Annotated in this window: 14 protein-coding genes; 5 read left to right on the top strand and 9 right to left on the bottom strand. The window is 73.6% G+C overall.

Features of this window, described 5'->3' with window-relative positions; genetic code table 11:
• Positions 1-208 precede the first annotated feature (208 nt).
• Positions 209-412 (top strand): cold-shock protein, encoded by a 204-nt coding sequence (locus tag ACFWJB_RS23095; RefSeq protein WP_028964611.1) that lies wholly within the window; start codon positions 209-211, stop codon positions 410-412.
• A gap of 276 nt (positions 413-688) precedes the next feature.
• On the top strand, positions 689-3517 hold the full coding sequence (locus ACFWJB_RS23100) for a SpoIIE family protein phosphatase (RefSeq protein WP_386924470.1): 2829 nt from the start codon (positions 689-691) through the stop codon (positions 3515-3517).
• Between the two features lie 54 nt (positions 3518-3571).
• On the opposite strand, the gene ACFWJB_RS23105 is transcribed toward ACFWJB_RS23100, so the two are convergent.
• From ACFWJB_RS23105 to ACFWJB_RS23115, 3 genes are all read right to left on the bottom strand, one after another.
• On the bottom strand, positions 3572-4237 hold the full coding sequence (locus tag ACFWJB_RS23105; protein ID WP_385470312.1) for a GntR family transcriptional regulator: 666 nt from the start codon (positions 4235-4237) through the stop codon (positions 3572-3574).
• Between the two features lie 154 nt (positions 4238-4391).
• Positions 4392-5117: an aspartate/glutamate racemase family protein gene (locus tag ACFWJB_RS23110; RefSeq protein WP_385470310.1), complete on the bottom strand. Its 726-nt coding sequence runs from the start codon at positions 5115-5117 to the stop codon at positions 4392-4394.
• 26 nt (positions 5118-5143) lie between these two features.
• Positions 5144-6631, bottom strand: coding sequence for an NCS1 family nucleobase:cation symporter-1 (locus tag ACFWJB_RS23115; protein WP_386924473.1), 1488 nt, complete (start codon positions 6629-6631; stop codon positions 5144-5146).
• A 386-nt stretch (positions 6632-7017) separates the two neighbouring features.
• On the opposite strand from ACFWJB_RS23115, the gene ACFWJB_RS23120 reads away from it, so the two are divergent.
• The 3 genes from ACFWJB_RS23120 (at position 7018) to ACFWJB_RS23130 (ending at position 9187) form a co-directional block, all read left to right on the top strand.
• Positions 7018-7848: a PP2C family protein-serine/threonine phosphatase gene (locus tag ACFWJB_RS23120; RefSeq protein ID WP_385470306.1), complete on the top strand. Its 831-nt coding sequence runs from the start codon at positions 7018-7020 to the stop codon at positions 7846-7848.
• A gap of 49 nt (positions 7849-7897) precedes the next feature.
• Positions 7898-8887, top strand: a complete 990-nt coding sequence (locus ACFWJB_RS23125) for an MASE1 domain-containing protein (protein ID WP_386924475.1) — start codon at positions 7898-7900, stop codon at positions 8885-8887.
• 84 nt (positions 8888-8971) lie between these two features.
• Positions 8972-9187 (top strand): hypothetical protein, encoded by a 216-nt coding sequence (locus tag ACFWJB_RS23130; protein ID WP_385470303.1) that lies wholly within the window; start codon positions 8972-8974, stop codon positions 9185-9187.
• A 33-nt stretch (positions 9188-9220) separates the two neighbouring features.
• Here the strand turns inward: ACFWJB_RS23130 and ACFWJB_RS23135 are convergent, their stop codons facing one another.
• From ACFWJB_RS23135 to ACFWJB_RS23160, 6 genes are all read right to left on the bottom strand, one after another.
• Positions 9221-10054, bottom strand: a complete 834-nt coding sequence (locus ACFWJB_RS23135; protein ID WP_386924478.1) for a class II glutamine amidotransferase — start codon at positions 10052-10054, stop codon at positions 9221-9223.
• Positions 10055-10072: 18 nt separating this feature from the next.
• Entirely contained in the window at positions 10073-11551 is a 1479-nt protein-coding gene (locus ACFWJB_RS23140; protein ID WP_385470299.1) for a glutamate-cysteine ligase family protein, read from the bottom strand.
• 167 nt (positions 11552-11718) lie between these two features.
• Positions 11719-12216, bottom strand: a complete 498-nt coding sequence (locus ACFWJB_RS23145; RefSeq protein ID WP_386924480.1) for a peptidylprolyl isomerase — start codon at positions 12214-12216, stop codon at positions 11719-11721.
• A gap of 49 nt (positions 12217-12265) precedes the next feature.
• On the bottom strand, positions 12266-13264 hold the full coding sequence (gap, locus tag ACFWJB_RS23150) for a type I glyceraldehyde-3-phosphate dehydrogenase (RefSeq protein ID WP_386924482.1): 999 nt from the start codon (positions 13262-13264) through the stop codon (positions 12266-12268).
• A gap of 107 nt (positions 13265-13371) precedes the next feature.
• On the bottom strand, positions 13372-14328 hold the full coding sequence (locus ACFWJB_RS23155; protein WP_385473248.1) for a GlxA family transcriptional regulator: 957 nt from the start codon (positions 14326-14328) through the stop codon (positions 13372-13374).
• Between the two features lie 79 nt (positions 14329-14407).
• On the bottom strand, positions 14408-17095 hold the full coding sequence (locus ACFWJB_RS23160) for a CHAT domain-containing protein (protein ID WP_386924485.1): 2688 nt from the start codon (positions 17093-17095) through the stop codon (positions 14408-14410).
• Between the last annotated feature and the right edge of the window lie 132 nt (positions 17096-17227).

A 17227-nucleotide genomic window follows, 5' to 3' on the forward strand; every position in this document is an offset into this window, starting at 1 on the left:
GGCCCCGCGGGCGCAACACCGTTCGCTCTCGAGGGCCTTACTCACTGGTGGGGCGCGGACATGCCGTGTAGCGTCATCGTCAGATGTCGTGGTTCGACCCGACCGCCCGCACCGTGGTGCGGGCGGTCTGCTGTGCAGTGCCTTGGACCAGGACGACCACCTCCGGGTCCGCGCGGTGCGGATCCGATATCGGCTGAAAGGCAAAGGCATGGCCAGCGGTACCGTCAAGTGGTTCAACTCGGAAAAGGGCTTCGGCTTCATCGCGCAGGACGGCGGCGGCCCCGACGTCTTCGCGCACTACTCCAACATCAACGCCAGCGGGTACCGCGAGCTCCAGGAAGGCCAGGCCGTGACCTTCGACATCACCCAGGGCCAGAAGGGCCCGCAGGCGGAGAACATCACCCCCGCCTGACCGGGACGCGTTGAACCCACCACGGCGCCCGGAAGCCTCACGCTTCCGGGCGCCGTGTGCTGTGCCGGGCGGCCCTCGACGCACCGCGCCGTGAGGCCCGAGCGGGTACGGTTGACTCATTCGTGAGGAATGCGACGAGCATCCTGGAAAGTGACCCGGCAGGCGACCGCCGCGACGTCACCCGCTCCGCGCGGCGAGCGCCCCCGGCGGCTCCCCGGCCGTGAAACGGAGGCACCCCACCCAGGGCCGGACACTTGGGAGGGAGGAACACGGAGCGTGAGCGCACACCCCGGTCGCCCCCGGGCCCCGTCCCCCCGCCCCGCCGACGAGCGGCCTCCGCGCACCGCCACCGGCCGGCACCGGGAGTCCCGGCGGCGCGGTGACGGTTTCCGGCCGACGCGTCCCGGGGGACGGCTGCGGTCCCTGTTCGACGTACGCAGCGTCGCCGGCCAGGTCCTCCTGTTCCAGGTGATCGTCGTCGTCCTCACCGTGGCCGCCGCACTCCTGGCCCTCGTGCTCCAGTCCCGGAACGACAGCACCCAGGAGGCCCGGCACCGGTCCCTGGACATCGCCAGCACACTCGCGCACGCGCCCGGCACACAGGCCGCGATCACCGGATCCGACCCCACCGCGGTACTGCAGCCCATCACGGAGAGGATCAGACACGACACCGGCGTCGACCTCATCGTCGTGAAGTCGCGGGAAGGGGTCCGCTTCACCCACCCCGACCCCGCCCGGATCGGCGAGCTCGCCAGCGGTCCGGCCGCACCGCCGAACCGGCCCGAGACACGGACCGCCCAAACGAGCGTGGGGCTCTCGGTCGTCTCCACCGTCGCCGTGACCAGGGCCGACGGTACCGCCGTCGGAGCGGTGACGGTCGGCATCACGGTCCGCAAGGTGGCGGACATGGCGGCCGGGCAGCTGCCGATCCTCCTCGGCGCCACGGCCGGGGCACTGGTCGTGTGCGCGGGCGGCACGGCACTGGTGAGCCGCCGGCTGCTGCGCCAGACCCACGGCCTCGGCCCGGTGGAGATGACCCGCATGTACGACCACCACGACGCGGTGCTGCACGCGGTCCGCGAAGGCGTGCTGATCACGGGAGGCGACGGGCGACTGCTGCTGGCCAACGACGAGGCGCGGCGCCTGCTCGACCTGCCGCCCGATCTCGACCGGCCGCGCATCACCGACCTGGGCCTGGACGCGGGCATCACCGACCTGCTGACGTCGGACCGGACGGCCACCGACGAGGTGCACCTGACCGCCGACCGGTTGCTCGCGGTCAACAAGCGCCCCACGGCCCCCGACGGCGCGTACGCCGGGAGCGTGGTGTCGCTCAGGGACACCACCGAGCTGCGCGCCCTGACCGGGCGGGCAGAGGTGGCGCGCGAGCGCCTGACACTGCTCTACGACGCCGGGGTACGCGTCGGCTCCACCCTGGACGTGGAGCGCACCGCACGGGAGCTGGCCGAGGTGGCGGTGCCGCGCTTCGCCGACCTCGTCACCGTCGAACTGACCGAGGAGGTGCTGAGCGGCAGGGAACCGGTGGCCATGGCCACCGACATGCGCCGTGCCGCCGTGAGCGGGAGCGGCACCGGGCCGGTACCCCTGCCGGTGGGCCGTGCGGTCCGCTTCGCCGACTCCACACCCCAGGCACGGTGCGTGGCGAGCGGCCGGGCGGTACTGGAGACGGACCTGAGCGCGGCCGGCGCGGGACTCGCGCCGGACGGCGCAGACACGGCGCCCCCGCCGGACCACGACGTCCACGCCCTGATCACGGTGCCGCTGCGTGCCCGCGGCGCCGTGCTCGGCGTGGTGAGCTTCTGGCGCGCGGGCCGGTCGGAGCCGTTCGACGAGGAGGACGTGCCGTTCGCCGAGGAACTGGCCGCCCGTGCCGCCGTCGCGCTCGACAACGCCCGCCGCTACGCCCGTGAGCACGCCATGGCGGTCACCCTGCAACGCAGCCTGCTGCCCCGTGACCTGCCGGAACCGAGCGCCCTGGAACTGGCCCACCGCTACCTGCCGGCCCAGGCGGGGGTGGGCGGCGACTGGTTCGACGTGATCGAGCTGTCCGGCGCCCGGGTGGCGCTGGTGGTCGGGGACGTGGTGGGACACGGGCTGCACGCGGCGGCCACCATGGGACGGCTGCGTACCGCGGTGCACAACTTCGCCACCCTCGACCTGGCCCCCGACGAACTGCTGGCCCGCCTGGACGACCTGGTCGCCCGGCTCGACCGGGAGCGGGCGGCCCAGGGGGAGGACGAGGGACTCATCGGCGCCACCTGCCTCTACGTCGTCTACGACCCGGTCGCCGGCACCTGCTGTCCGGCCCGGGCGGGACACCCGCCCCTCGCCCTCGTCCTCCCGGACGGCACCGTGTCCTTCCCCGACCTGCCGGCCGGCCCGCCGCTGGGCCTGGGCGGCCTGCCCTTCGAGAGCACCGAGTTCCAGGTGCCCGAGGGAAGCCAGCTCGTCCTCTACACCGACGGGCTCGTCGAGGACCGCGACCGGGACCTGGACGTCGGCCTCGACATCCTGCGCGCCGCGCTGTCCCACCCCGACCGGCCCCCCGAGCAGACCTGCCGCGCGGTGCTCCAGGCCCTCCCGCCGGACCACGCGCGCGACGACATCGCGCTCCTGGTCGCCCGCACCCGGGTGCTCGACCCCGGGCAGGTCGCCGAATGGGACGTGCCCCGCGACACCGCGGCCGTCTCCGCGGTCCGCGCCGACGTAGGCCGGCAGCTGGAGACCTGGGGCCTGGCGGAGGCCGGTTTCACCACCGAGCTCATCCTCAGCGAACTGGTCACCAACGCCATCCGCTACGGCAGCGCACCCATCAACGTCCGCCTGCTGCGCGACCGCGGTCTGATCTGCGAGGTGGCCGACGGCAGCAGCACCTCCCCGCACCTGCGCCACGCGGCCGCCACGGACGAGGGCGGACGCGGCCTGTTCCTCGTCGCCCGGTACGCCGAACGCTGGGGAACCCGGTACACCCCCACGGGCAAGGTCATCTGGACCGAGCAGACGCTGGACCGCCGGGACGGCGGTCCCGGAGGGTTCTCCGACGACGCCGACCCGCTCGACCAGTGGTCCGACGTGACCTTGTGACGTCCGGCGGACCGGCGCGCGGCGGTGCCCCCGGCGGCCGGGCGCCGGCGGTCGTCAGGTCCGCTCCTGCTCCCCGTCCTGCCGGGCGTGGTGGCCCAGGGCGGCGCTGCGGCTCGTGGCGAGGTGGGCCAGGACGAGCTCCTGCACCCGGTCGACGTCGCGTTCCGCGATCGCCCGGCAGAGGGCCTCGTGTTCCAGCGCGACGCCCTCGAGGTCGTCGTGCCGGCCCATGAGCCACCGCAGCCGGCTGCGCAGAACGCCTTCCAGCTCGTTGAGCAGTTCGTTGGCGGCGAGGGAGATGACGGTCTGGTGGAAGTCGGCCGCCGCCCGGTGGGCCCGTACCGCGTCGCCGGCCCGGGCCGCCGCCAGCTCGGTGTCCACGATCGTGCGCAGTTTCTCCAGCCCGGCGCGGGTGTGCCGTTGCGCGGCGAGCCGGAAGGCGAGGGTCTCCAGGCCCGAGCGGACTTCGTCGAGATCGGCGATGTCGCTCGCGGTGAACTCGCGTACCACCGCCCATGTCCGTGGCCTGGGTGTCACCAGCCCCTCGGACACGAGGGTCCGCAGGGCCTCGCGGACGGGCAGCCGGCTCACACCGAGTGCCTCGGCCAGCTCCCGCTCGACGAGTCTGCTCCCCGGCCGTCGCACCCCGTCCAGGATCTCGTCGCGCAACTGCCGGGTCACCCGCTCGGACTCGGGCGTGAATTCCCCTGCCGCGGTCATCGCCGTCCTTCGTCGTTCGTCCCGTTCCACGGCGCACCGGCTGCGGCGGTGCGGCGCGGCAGCGGAGCGGCCCGTCAGGATACCGCGCGGCCGGTGCGGCCAGCGGTCCGGACCGCTGCGGGCGGCCCGGACGGAGGCGGGACGACGCGGGCCGTCAGCCGGTCGCCGGGGGCCAGTTGACGATCCGCTTGGGGCGCGGCGCCGCGTACGTGCGGACCTTGGACGTGGACAGGCCGAGACGGACCAGGGACTCCGCGACGGTCACGGCGGCGGTCACCCCGTCGACGACGGGAACCCCGGTGCGCTCCTCGACGCGTTCCGCGAGGCCGGCCATCCCCCCGCAGCCGAGGCAGATCACCTCGGCCCGGTCGTCCTCCACCGCCCGGGCGGCCTGTTCGGCGATGGCGTCCACGGCCGACCGTTCGTCGCGCTCGAGTTCCAGGACGGCGAGTCCGCTGGCCCGCACGGACGCGCACCGGGCACTCAGCCCCGCCGCCGCCAGCCGCTCCTCGATGAGGGGCACCGTGCGGTCGAGGGTGGTGACGACGGAGTAGCGGCGGCCGAGGAACTGCGCGGTGCTCGCCGCGGCCTCGGTGATGTCGACGACGGGGACGTCGAGCAGTTCCTGCAGTCCCTCCCGCCCGTGCTCGCCGTATCCGGCCTGGATCACCGCGTCGAACGGCTCGGGGTGGGCGCGGACGGTCTCCATGACGGCCACCGCTGCGAGGTAGCTCTCGTAGTTCCCCTCGACGGACTCGGCACCGAAGGAGGGGGTGAGGGGGACGATCTTGGTCCCCGGTGAGGCGGCGCCCGTCGCCTGCCTGCCGATCGCGTCCGTGATGGACCGTGTGGTGTTGACGTTGACCACGAGGATGCGCATGGGGTGGGGCCTTCGGTTCGAGTCGGTCATTCGGCGGCGACGGCGATGGCCTCGCCGTCCACGTCGCGGATCGGTGCGGCACGGTCGGCGACCGCCGCGTACAGGGCGGCGGCGACGAGAGCGCCGACGAACCGGGAGAACCCGGCCGCGGCGTGGAAGAAGGGCACGAGGGCGACCACGACGGCGATCGCGGCACTCGGCAGGAAGGCGGCGACGGCCCGCGGGTTGTAGCCCCGCCGGTAGTGGTACTCGGCGTCCGCGTCCTCGGTGTAGAGGGCGGGCACGTTGACCCGGGCCTTCCGCAGCAGCCAGTAGTCCGCCATGATCACGCCGAAGAGCGGGCCGAGCAGGGCGCCGAGCCCGCCGAGGAAGTAGTTCACGACGACCGGGCTGTTGTAGAGGTTCCAGGGCGTGATGACCAGGCCCAGCACGGCGCTCACCAGACCGGCCCGGCGGAAGTCGAGCCGGCGGGGGAAGAGGTTGACCAGGGCGTAGATCGGCGCCACGAAGTTGGCCAGCAGGTTGACCGCGACCGTCAGGGCGATGAGGGCGAGCGAGGCGACCGCCAGCAGGAACATGTTGGGCACGGACCTGACGATGTCGGTCGGGCTGGTGATGACGCGTCCGTCGAGGCTGAACTGGGCCCCGCTGAGCACCGCGACGATGCAGGCGAAGAAGAGCATGTTCACCGGGATGCCGATCACGTTGCCCCGGACGATGGAGCCCCGGTCCCTGGCGGAACGGGTGAAGTCGCAGAAGTTCAGGACGAACGTCCCGTAGATCACCACCCACAGCGCGGCCGCCTGGAGGACCTGGAGCCACATCGCGCCGCCGGTGAGCGGATCGCCGTCGGACAGGGAGACCGAACCGTCCGCGCGGACGAACATCCAGACGGCGAGCGCGCACATGGTGAGCAGCGTGACGGGTGCCGCGAAGGCCATGTACCGCCGGATCATCTGCATCCCGTAGCTCACGATGAGCACCTGGAGCGCCCACAGCACCAGGAAAGTGATCCAGCCGAGCGTCGACTGGCCGAGCAGGGAGTCGGTGTCCAGCCGGCTCAGATCCGGGAACAGCGCCACCAGCAGAGCGCTGAGTACGGCCGAGGCGAGATAGGTCTGGATACCAAACCAGGCGATGGCGACGGCGCCGCGCACGGCGGCCGGGATCTTCGCTCCCTTGATGCCGAACGCGATACGGCTCATCACGGGGAACGGGACGCCCGTCTTGTGTCCCATGAACCCGGACAGGGTGAGCAGGAGGAAGAGCAGGACGGAGGCGAGCGCGAAGGCGGCCAGGATGCCCCAGACGTTCAGCCCCAGGGCGAACAGTCCGATGGCGAACGCGTAATTGCCCAGGCTGTGCACGTCGTTGGCCCAGAGCGTGAAGACGTTGTAGGCGCCCCAGCGGCGCCCCTCCCGCTTCGTCGGGGCCAGGTCGTAGGTGTAGAGGCCGGAGCTGGTGGCGGTGTCGTCCGTCGGTGCGGACGCACGGCGGTCTTCCAGGGCAGTCATGCGGGGACTCCTGGTCGGGGTGCAGGGGGAGTTGGCGGTTTCCATGAAGTGGAACCGGGATTCCGTGTCCCAGAACGTAGTTTTCGCCAAACGGCACCGTCAAGAGGTTCGCGGTAAATGGAATACCATTTGTTGGCTCGCCGGCCACCGTGCCGTCCCGCCCCGCCGGCCCCGCGGCACTCCGCCGCGGCCCGTCCCACCCGGACGGCCCACTCCCCGCCCAAGCGGCCTCCCGGCCCGCGGCGCCGCGTTCCGGCCCGCGCGCACCCGTCGCCGCCGATCGCGGGGGACCGCCCGGCGACTCCCTCCCGCCGCGCAGGGGGGACGAACGGTGCCATAGTGATACGTGTCCCCCGCGGGCTCATCCTCTGGAGCTGGAGCGGTCGATGTTCCGCAAGCGCCCCGTACACGACGGCGACGAGCTGCTGGCCAGGCTCGGATCGCTGACCGCACAGGCGCGCGAGCTAGCGGAGCTCCAGCGCTCCCGGGTGGAACTGGCCATCGCCCTGCAACGCGGCATGCTCCCGGCCGACATGCCCGAGGTCCCCGGCTTCCACCTGGCCGCCCGCTACGCGCCCGCCTATGCCGGGCTCAACGTCGGCGGCGACTGGTACGACGCCTTCACGCTGCCCGACGGGCGCATAGGCCTGTCCGTCGGGGACGTGCAGGGCCACACCATCGACGCGGCGGCCTTCATGGGACAGATCCGCGTCGCCCTGCGCGCACTGGCCTCCGTCACGAGCGAGCCCGGCGAACTGCTCGCCTGTACGAACGACCTGCTCCTGACGCTGGGCACCGATCTCTTCGCCACCTGCACCTTCATGCGCTTCGACCCCGGCACCGGCACGCTGGAGAGCGCGCGGGCCGGGCACATCCCCTGCGTGTGGGCCACGGCGGACGGGAAGTCCGGGGTCTCCGAGGACGAGGGAGGCCCGCCGCTGGGAGTCCTGGAGGGCATGGAGTACCCGGTGACCCGCTACCGGCTCACCACGGGCGGCGTCTTCCTGCTGCTCACGGACGGTGTGGTCGAGGGCCCCTCACTGCCGGTCGACGAGGGCCTCGAACGGGTCGTGCGGCTCGCCGGCATCGCGGCCGTCGCGGGCATGGAGGCCGCCTCGCTGGCGGCCGCCGTGATCAAGAACGCGGCACTGGTCGGACACGAGGACGACGCGGCCGTGCTCGTCGTGGGCCACGACGGGCGGGCCGCTCAGCCGTAGGACGGGCGGTGCGCCGCTCGCCTCGCCGACGCGGCGGCGCCGGTGTCTGATGGCTGCTGTGGTGGGTATCGCTGGTTGGCCGCGCCCGCTCGTCCGGGTCATGGAGACACTGCTCGTCGCGGGCTGCTACTACGCGGCGGGACGGCTCGGGCTGCTGCGGCACCTGGTCGTGGAGGGCGCGGTGGTGTCCCCCATGTGGCCTCCCACCGGCGTCGCGGTGGCCTGCCTGCTGATCCTCGGGCCGCGCTGCGTGCCCGGCATCGCCCTGGGCGCCCTCCTGGTCGTCGTGTCCCTCTCCCCGCTGCAGCCCTCGGCGCTCGGCATCGTCGCCGGCAACACCGCCGCCCCCGTCTGCGCGTACCTGCTGCTGCGCGCGGTGGGTTTCCGCACCGACCTGAGCCGGCTGCGCGACGGCCTGTCGCTGGTCTTCCTCGGCGCTCTCACCGCCATGCTCATCAGCGCCGGCGTCGGCGTCGGCATGGCGGTCCTCACCGGCGACCTCGCCTCGGACCGCTTCTGGCCCGTCTGGCTGGCCTGGTGGGCGGGCGACGCGATGGGCGTCGTCCTCGTCACCCCGCTGATCCTGCTCCTGTACGAGGCCCGTTGGCCGCCCTCGCGCGCCCGGTGGCCGGAGGCGGCGGCACTGGTCCTCGTCGTCGGCGCCGCGGTGCCGCCGATCACCCAGAGCCCGGCCGGCCTCCAGTTCCTGGTCTTCCCGCTGCTGATCTGGGCGGCGCTGCGGTTCCAGCTGGCGGGCAGCCTGCCGTGCGCGCTCTTCGCCTCCGTCACGGCCACCGTCGCCGCCACGGACCGGTCGGGCTCCTTCGCGCGGCTGACCGACATCGAGGTGATGACCAAACTCCAGGCCTTCAACGGGGTCATGGGTCTGACCGCGCTGCTGCTGTCGGCGGTGATCACCGAACAGCGCAACACCCGGCGTTCGGTGGAGCGCGCCTGCCAGGAACTGGTCGAGGCCCTGCAGCACCTGTCCGCGGGGGAGTCGGCCCGCAAACGGCCGTTCGAGGAGGGGGAGCACTGACCGGCCGTGCGCCCCGGCTCCGCGCGCCGGCCCCACCGGCGGTCCCCGGGTGCGCCCGGACGGCATCCGCCACACCCTGGGAGCATGCCCAGTGACCCCGCCCTCGTCATCTACCCGCCCGCCCGGGACGGGGGCCGGCGCGTCCGTTTCGACGGTGCCTTCATCGGGCTGGCCTACACGCTCGTCGACATCGCGGAGTTCCTGCGCCGCGCCGGGATGGAGGACGTGGAGGCGTCGGACGTGGAGGCCGCGGAGTGGATCGAGTGGCGCGGCGGCGGCCCGCGCGACTGGACCCGGTGAGGGCGGGCGTGCCCGCCCGCCCGGCTGCCGGCGTCAGGCGGCCCGCGGCGCGAACGGGAGCAGGTCGTCGCCCTCGGGCCGGACGACCCCGCAGCTGCCCTCGGGAACCTCGTTCCAGACGCCGGGCAGGTCGCCCAGGGGCTCCGAGACGATGAGCCGGGTCTCGTCGGACGCCTCCCGCAGGAACGGCATCCCGGGATGCAGCGCGCGCAGCGTCTCCACCCGGGAGCTGTAGTACAGCGACCGTGAGTCCCCCTGGCTGGAGTAGCGGAACGCCCACAGCCGGCGCCCGTCCGTCACGGCGACCGTCATCTGGAGCGGATGCTCCACGCCGTGCTCGTGACCGATCTCCTCCACCAGCCCCGCCATCCGCGCCACCGCCCCCGGCGGATCGTCCCGCAGACCGAGCGTGAGGGCCAGGAAGAACATCATCTCCGAGTCCGTCGACCCCTCGATGTCGAGGAAGAGCCGCGGGTCCACGGCGAGGGCGAGGTCCCGCCGGATCCGGTGGAACTCGGCGATCGCTCCGTTGTGCATCCACATCCAGCGGCCGTGCCGGAACGGATGGCAGTTGGTCTGCTGGACCGCGCTGCCGGTCGAGGCCCGGATGTGCGCGAAGAACAGCGACGAACGGACGTGCCCGGCGATCTCCCGCAGATTGCGGTTGCTCCACGCCGGGCCGGTCTCCCGCACGATCGCGGGTGTCCGCATCTCCGGACCGAACCAGCCGACGCCGAACCCGTCCCCGTTCGTGGTCTCCACCCCCATCCGGGAGTGCAGGCTCTGGTCGATCAGCGAGTGCTCCGGCCTGTACAGGAGGGTCTCGAGCAGCACCGGCGCGCCCGAGTAGGCCAGCCATCGGCACATCGTCTGCCGCCTCCCTGGTCAGTCGACCGGCCAGGTGTGGACCGGGGCGTTGAGATGCATGTAGTCCATGTACTGCAGGGTCATCCGCCGCAGGGCCTCGTGCCGGCCGACGTGCGTGGAGTCGTCGATGTGATGGAACGTCTCCTTCTGCCAGACCGCGCCGTTGCGCCCCGTGACGCACCGCTGCTCGATGATGCCGAGCAGCGGCTCCCGCCAGGCCGCGTCCATGCCGGACAGCTCAAGCCCCAGGTGCGCCAGCGGCAGCAGCCGCCGCAGCACGAGCTCGGCCACGGGCACCTCGCCCATGCCGGGCCAGTACAGCAGCGACTCGATGCCGTTGCGGGCCGCGGTGTGCAGGTTGTCCTCGGCGACCGAGAACGACATCCGCGACCACACCGGCCGGTCCTCCTGCACCAGGGCGCGCGTGAGCCCGTAGTAGAAGGCGCCGTTGGCGAGGGTGTCGGCGACGGTCGGCCCGGCGGGCAGCACCCGGTTCTCCACCCGGACGTGCGGCTTGTCGTGGGCGACGGCGTAGACCGGGCGGTTCCAGCGGTAGATGGTGCCGTTGTGGAGGGTGAGCTCTCCGAGCTCGGGGATGTCACCGCGGTCCAGCGTCTCCGCCGGGTTCTGCTCCTCGCACAGCGGCAGCAAAGCGGGGAAGTAGCGCAGGTTCTCCTCGAACAGGTCGAAGACGCTGTTGATCCACCGCTCGCCGAACCACACCCGCGGCCGTACGCCCTGCGCCTTGATCTCCTGCGGCCGGGTGTCGGTCGCCTGTTCGAACAGCGGTATGCGGCTCTCGTGCCACAGTTCCTTGCCGAGCAGGAACGGCGAGTTCGCCGCGAGGGCGACCTGCACCCCGGCGATCGCCTGCGCGGCGTTCCAGTAGCCGGCGAACTCCTCCGGCGCCACCTGGAGGTGGAACTGGGTGCTGGTGCACGCGGCCTCCGGAGTGATCGTGTCCGCATAGGTCCGCAGCCGGTCGACCCCGTCCACCTCGATGTGCAGGTCCTCGCCCCGGGCGGCGAACACCTGGTCGTTGAGCATCCGGTACCGCGGATTCTCCGACAGTGCCGCCTCGCCGACGTCCGACTGCCGCAGCGTGGGCAGGATGCCGATCATGATCAGATGCGCGCCGACGGACTTCGCCCGGTCCTCGGCGTGGTTCAGGGCGGCGCGGATCTCGGTCTCCCAGGCGTCGGGACCGCCCGCGGTCAGCCGGCGGGGCGGGACGTTGATCTCCAGGTTGAACCGGCCCAGCTCGGTGGACCAGGCGGGATCCGCGATGGCCTCCAGGGCGTCGCTGTTGCGCATCGCCGGTTCGGCCCGGTCGTCGACCAGGTTGAGCTCGATCTCCAGCCCGACCTGGGGCCGCTCGGTCTCGAACCGCGACTCGCGCAGCATCTGCGCGAAGGCCTCCAGGCACTCCTGCATCTTGATCCGGTACCGGCGGCGGTCCTCGCGGGTGAAGACCAGCGCCGGGACGTCACGCCCCATCGGCCCTCCCGGTTCCCTTCCTCGGACGCCTCTCCACCCCAGCGTCGCACCGCGGGGCGCCCCTCACCACGCGGGCGGCGAGCGGACGGCGGGAACGGGACGGCGCCCGCCGCACCGAGTGCGGCGGGCGCCGTGTCCGGCGGGCCCTCGCCCAGCCGGGGGCGGGCTCAGAGCCGGCCCGACTCCCGCACCGTGATGGTCGCGGAGGTGCGGCCCGACGGGGAGGAGCCGTAGCCCTCGATCCGGTCCACCACGTCCGTGCCCTCGACGACCTTGCCGAAGACGACGTGCTTGCCGTCCAGCCACGGGGTGGGGACGGTGGTGATGAAGAACTGCGAGCCGTTGGAGTTCGGACCCGCGTTCGCCATCGACAGCAGGTACGGGCCGGTGTGCTTCAGCTGGAAGTTCTCGTCCGCGAACTTCTCGCCGTAGATGCTCTTGCCGCCGGTGCCGTTGCCCTCGGTGAAGTCACCGCCCTGCAGCATGAACTGCGGAATGACCCGGTGGAACGGGGAACCCTTGTAGCCGAAGCCGTGCTCGCCGGTCGCGAGCTCGATGAAGTTCTTGGCGGTCTTGGGGGTGACGTCCTCGAAGAGCTCGAAGACGATGCGGCCCGCGTCCTTGCCGTCGATGTCGATGTCGAAGAAAACCTTGGAATTGCTCATCCCACCATTGTGACGGGTGAAGTCCGCGGACCGGTAACCGGCTGTCCCCTCAACGGGTGGCGAGCAGCAGCAGCGTGTCGATCACGCGGTTCGAGAAGCCCCACTCGTTGTCGTACCAGGCGACCACCTTGACGTGGCGTCCGTCGACGCGGGTGAGCTCCGCGTCGAAGACCGACGAGGCCGGGTTGCCGGTGATGTCCGACGACACCAGCGGGTCCTCCGAGTACTCCAGGACACCGGCCAGCGGGCCCTCGGCCGCGGCACGGTAGGCCGCCAGCACGTCCTCGCGCGTCACCTCGCGGGAGACGGTGGTGTTGAGCTCGACGATCGACCCGACCGGTACGGGCACCCGGATCGAGTCGCCCGACAGCTTGCCGTCGAGGTTCGGCAGCACCAGGCCGATCGCCTTGGCCGCGCCCGTGGTGGTCGGCACGATGTTGACGGCGGCGGCACGCGCGCGGCGGGCGTCCCGGTGCGGACCGTCCTGGAGGTTCTGCTCCTGCGTGTAGGCGTGCACCGTCGTCATGAAGCCGTGCTCGATACCGGCCAGCTCGTCGAGCACGGCGGCCAGCGGCGCGAGCGCGTTGGTGGTGCACGAGGCGTTCGAGACGACGGTGTGCACGTCCGGGTCGTAGGCATCGGTGTTGACCCCGTACGCGAGCGTGACGTCGGCGCCGTCCGACGGCGCGCTGACGAGCACCTTCCGGGCGCCCGCGTCGAGGTGGGCGCGGGCGGCCTTGGCCGACGTGAAGCGGCCGGTCGCCTCCAGCACGATGTCGACGTCCAGCTCGGCCCAGGGCAGCCGCGCGGGCTCGCGCTCGGCGAGCACCTTGATCCGGCGGCCGTCGACGACGAGGGCGTCCCCGTCGGCGGTCACCGGGCGGCCCAGCCGGCCGGCCGTGGTGTCGTAGGCGAGCAGTCGCGCCAGCGTGGCGGGCTCGGTGAGGTCGTTGACGGCGACGACCTCCAGGTCGCTGCCGCGCTCCAGCAGGGCGCGCAGCACATTGCGTCCGATGCGGCCGAATCCGTTGATGGCGATGCGAGTCATGAGTGGTGTCCCTTCGTCTCGCCACCCAGGCTGTCGCGCGGTGGACCTCCGGGACAGCGGCGTGATCGCCACGGTTCGAAAGGATCTCGCCAAAGGGCGGGAGGGCGTCACTCGCCCTGGGCGAAGGTGCGCCGGTACTGGGTCGGCGTGGTGCCGAGGATCCGCTGGAAGTGCAGCCGCAGATTGGTGGCGGTGCCGAGGCCGACCTCGTCGGCGATCTGCTCGACGCTGCGCTGCGACCGTTCGAGCAGTTCACGCGCCAGGTCGACGCGGGCCCGCATGACCCACTGCATCGGCGTGTACCCCGTGTCCTCGACGAAGCGCCGCGACAGCGTGCGCGGCGACACGGCCGCGTGCCGGGCGAGCGTCTCCAGGGTGAGGGGCTCACCCAGCCGGTGCAGCGCCCACTCGCGGGTGGCGGCGAACCGCTCGCCGAGCGGCTCGGGCACGCTGCGCGGCACGTACTGCGCCTGGCCCCCGCTGCGGTAGGGCGCCGCGACCAGGCGCCGGGCCGCGTGGTTCGACGCGGCCACCCCGAGGTCGCCGCGCAGCACGTGCAGGCACAGGTCGATGCCGGAGGCCGCGCCCGCCGAGGTGAGCACCCGGCCCTCGTCGACGAACAGGACGTTCTCGTCGACCCGGACCAGCGGATGCCTGGCCGCCAGGGCCCGCGTGTAGTGCCAGTGCGTCGTGGCCCGCCTGCCGTCGAGCAGGCCCGTGGCGGCGAGCGCGAAGGCGCCCGTCGAGATGGCCGCGAGCCGCGCGCCCCGGTCGTGGGCGGCGACCAGCGCGTCGAGGACGGCCGGCGGCGGGTCCTCGCGGTCCGGGAACCGGTAGCCGGGAAGGAAGACGACGTCGGCCCAGGCGAGCGCGTCGAGGCCGTGGGCGACGTGGTACGACAGGCCGTCGCCGCCGGTCACCAGACCGGGCACCGCGCCGCACACCCGCACCTCGTACGGCATGCTGGCGCGGGTCGTGAACACCTGTGCGGGGATGCCGACGTCGAGCGGCTTGGCGCCCTCGAGCACGAGGACGGCGACGCGACGCAGACGGGGGGCTGACACGGGGACAGGGTATGCGGGGCGCGGGGCCCAGGGCCGGGCCGCAGAGAGACGGTGCGTCTCGGTGCGGGGCGAGCAGGTCCTAGGGACCGGCGTGCACCTGGCAGGCCCACAGGCTGGGCGTCCCGGGGTACCGGTCCCGCAGCGCGCGCACCGCCGTGTGCAGGGCCCCGGCCGTACGGGACACGTCCAGCGCGCCGCCGCCCGTGCGCAGCTCCTCGTACACGCCCCGCGCGACCTCGGCGCCGACGGCGTCCACGACGTGCCACAGGGAGCCCACGACGTGCGGAAATCCCGCCATCTGGAGGGCACTGACGATGTGGACGGCCTCGTCGGCGAGCTCCGGGCTGCTGCGCAGGGTGTCGCAGGCGGACAGGTACGCCAGCCGGGCCGAGGGCAGCCGGAGCCGGGCGAGGTCGCGGACGGTCAGCGGACGCTCGGTGGCGTCGTGCAGCACCAGCCGGCTCTCGGACGGCCGTGCCAGGTCGCTGAGGGCGTGGCAGGCGAAGTGGACGTGGGCGTGACGGGGCAGGGCGGAGACGACGGCCGAACGCGTGGCGGCCGCGTCCGTCAGCACCGCGGCCCCGGGCAGCAGCCCGGCCAGGTGCTCCGTCTCCCGGCGCGCGCCGGGCAGGGGAGCGGCGCCGGCGGCCTCCGCGACGCCGATCACGAGCGCCGTGGTGCCCGCGGGGCGCGCGACGCGCTGCCGGGCGTGGTGCAGGGCCCGCAGCGTCGGTGTGTACGAGGACGTCACCCGGTCGAGCGCGCCGGGGGAGCCGTCGGCGGGGGCCGCCGCGTGCAGCGGCAGCGTGCCCAGGGCGCCGCCGGGCGACCACCACACGCGGGGCCACGGTCCGCAGGGCCGGGCCGGCAGGCCCAGGTGGTCCAGGACGGGGCCGGTGACCGTCCGCCACAGCCAATCGAGCGTGGCCCGGACGACCTCCTGGGCGCGCCGTGCCTGCGCGCGCGGGGTACCGGGCGCCCCGATGCGCACGAGTGCCTCCTCGAACGCCGCCCGGCGTGCCGCCGTCGTCCGCGGATCGAGGCCGGGCAGCGGCACGGCGTCGACGGAACGCCCGGTGACGACCAGGGCGTCGCTGCCGTGGGGGGAGACGTTGACGAGGACCACCGGGCCGGCCGCGGCCGTCGCCCGCAGTTCGCTCTCGTCCCACTCGCGCACGGGGCGCAGCAGGCCCAGGCCCGGATGTCCGGTACGGATGCGGTGCGTGAGTTCCTGCCACTCGGCGGCCAGCCGCTGGCGCCGGTCGGCCCGCGCGTCGGCGGCGCCGGACGGGCGGACCGCGCCGTCCGGGAGGCCGTCCACGAGTTCCGCGCTCAGTTCCCCCTGTTCCTCGGTGGCCGTGTCGAGGGCCGCCCGGAGCTCCTCGAACCGGTCGGCCAGCTCGGGTGCGCTCTCCCGGAGCCGGGTGAGGTCGCTGTCCGCGTCGAAGGCCTGGGACAGCAGGACGCCCCTGGCCTGCTCGAGGAGCCCGACCGCGAGCCCGGGCCGGCCGCGGCGCACCGCACAGGCGGCCGCGGCGGCGCCCAGACCGACGGTCCGGCCGAGCAGCAACTCCTGGTCGTCGCGCAGCAGGTGGCGCGGCGCGACGGAGTGCAGCAGGTCGACCGCCCGCACATAGCCGTCCACCGCACGGTCCCACACGCCGCGTTCCGCCCAGAGGTCACCGCAGGCCCGCGCGGCGTTCAGCCGCTCCGACGGCGGGCACTGCTGCTCCATGGCGGCCGTCCGGAACAACTCGGCCGCCTCCGCCGGGTCGGCGTCGCGGCGCCGGCCGGTGCTCCGGTCGCGCAGGACGACGCCCAGGTTCGTCAGCCGCAGCGCGCGCCTCGCGTGACCGGGCGGGGTGAGCTCGACCGCCCGGCGCAGCAGTGCCATCGCCTCGCTCCGGGCGCCCGGCGACACCAGGGAACCCAGGCCCGCCAGGCGGGACTCGGCGGCCACCGTCAGGGCGGCGGGCAGCTCGGGCGAGTCGTCGGGCAGCGCCGCGATCACCGCGTCGGCCAGCCGGCGTGCCTCGCGCGCGTCGCCGGGCCGCCGCGCCCTCTCGCACCGGGTCATCAGCGCCATGGCGAGGTTGTGGCGCCGGCGCGGCAGGCGGGGGTCGTCCGCCGGGGTCAGCGCGAGTGACTGCCGGAAGAGCCCGACGGCCTCGTCGAGCCGGGCGTCCGGGTCGGGGGCGCGCTCGAAGCCGGTCAGCACGCCGACCGCGGTGGAGCCGAGCAGCGTCGCGCGGTGTGCGGGACCGAGACCGGGCAGCTGCCCGGCACGGCGCCGGCACTCCTGCGCCTCGCGCAGGTCCTCGCCGTCACTCGACAGGCCGTGGCGCAGGCCCAGGGCCATCCCCAGGTTGAGCAGCCGCACGCCGAGCACCTCGTGCCCCTCCGGGGTGAGCGCCACGCCCTCCCGCAGCGCCTCGATCGCCTCGTTGAGGTCCGACGGGCGGCCGCTGTGCTCGTGACGGTCGCTCAGCACCAGCCCGAGGTCGCAGAGGGCCACGGGCCGCTCCGGGTGACCCGGCGGCAGCAGACCCTCGGCCCGCCGCAGCAGCGCGAGGGCCTCGGCCAGGTCCGCGCGGTTGCCGTCGGGGTCGAGCCGGTAGCGGGCGTGCAGGGCCATCGCGGGCGCGAGCAGCCGCGACGCGGCGCGGGGTGTCGGCTCCTCCATGGCGAAGGCCGCCACGGCGGACAGATGCGCGATCGCGGCGTCCAGATCGGCGGGATCGCCGGTCAGGCCGTACCGGGCGCGCAACGCGTTGCCCAGCGCGGCGGGGGGGGGGCGGGGGGGGGGGCGGGGCCCCCCCCCCCCCCCCCGGCCCGCGGGCCGCCCCCCCCCCCCCCCGCCCCGTCGGGGGCGGCCCGCGCCCCCGGGCCGGCCGCGGGG

Origin of the sequence: Streptomyces sp. NPDC127100, from assembly GCF_042724095.1 — a bacterium.
Classification (GTDB): domain Bacteria; phylum Actinomycetota; class Actinomycetes; order Streptomycetales; family Streptomycetaceae; genus Streptomyces.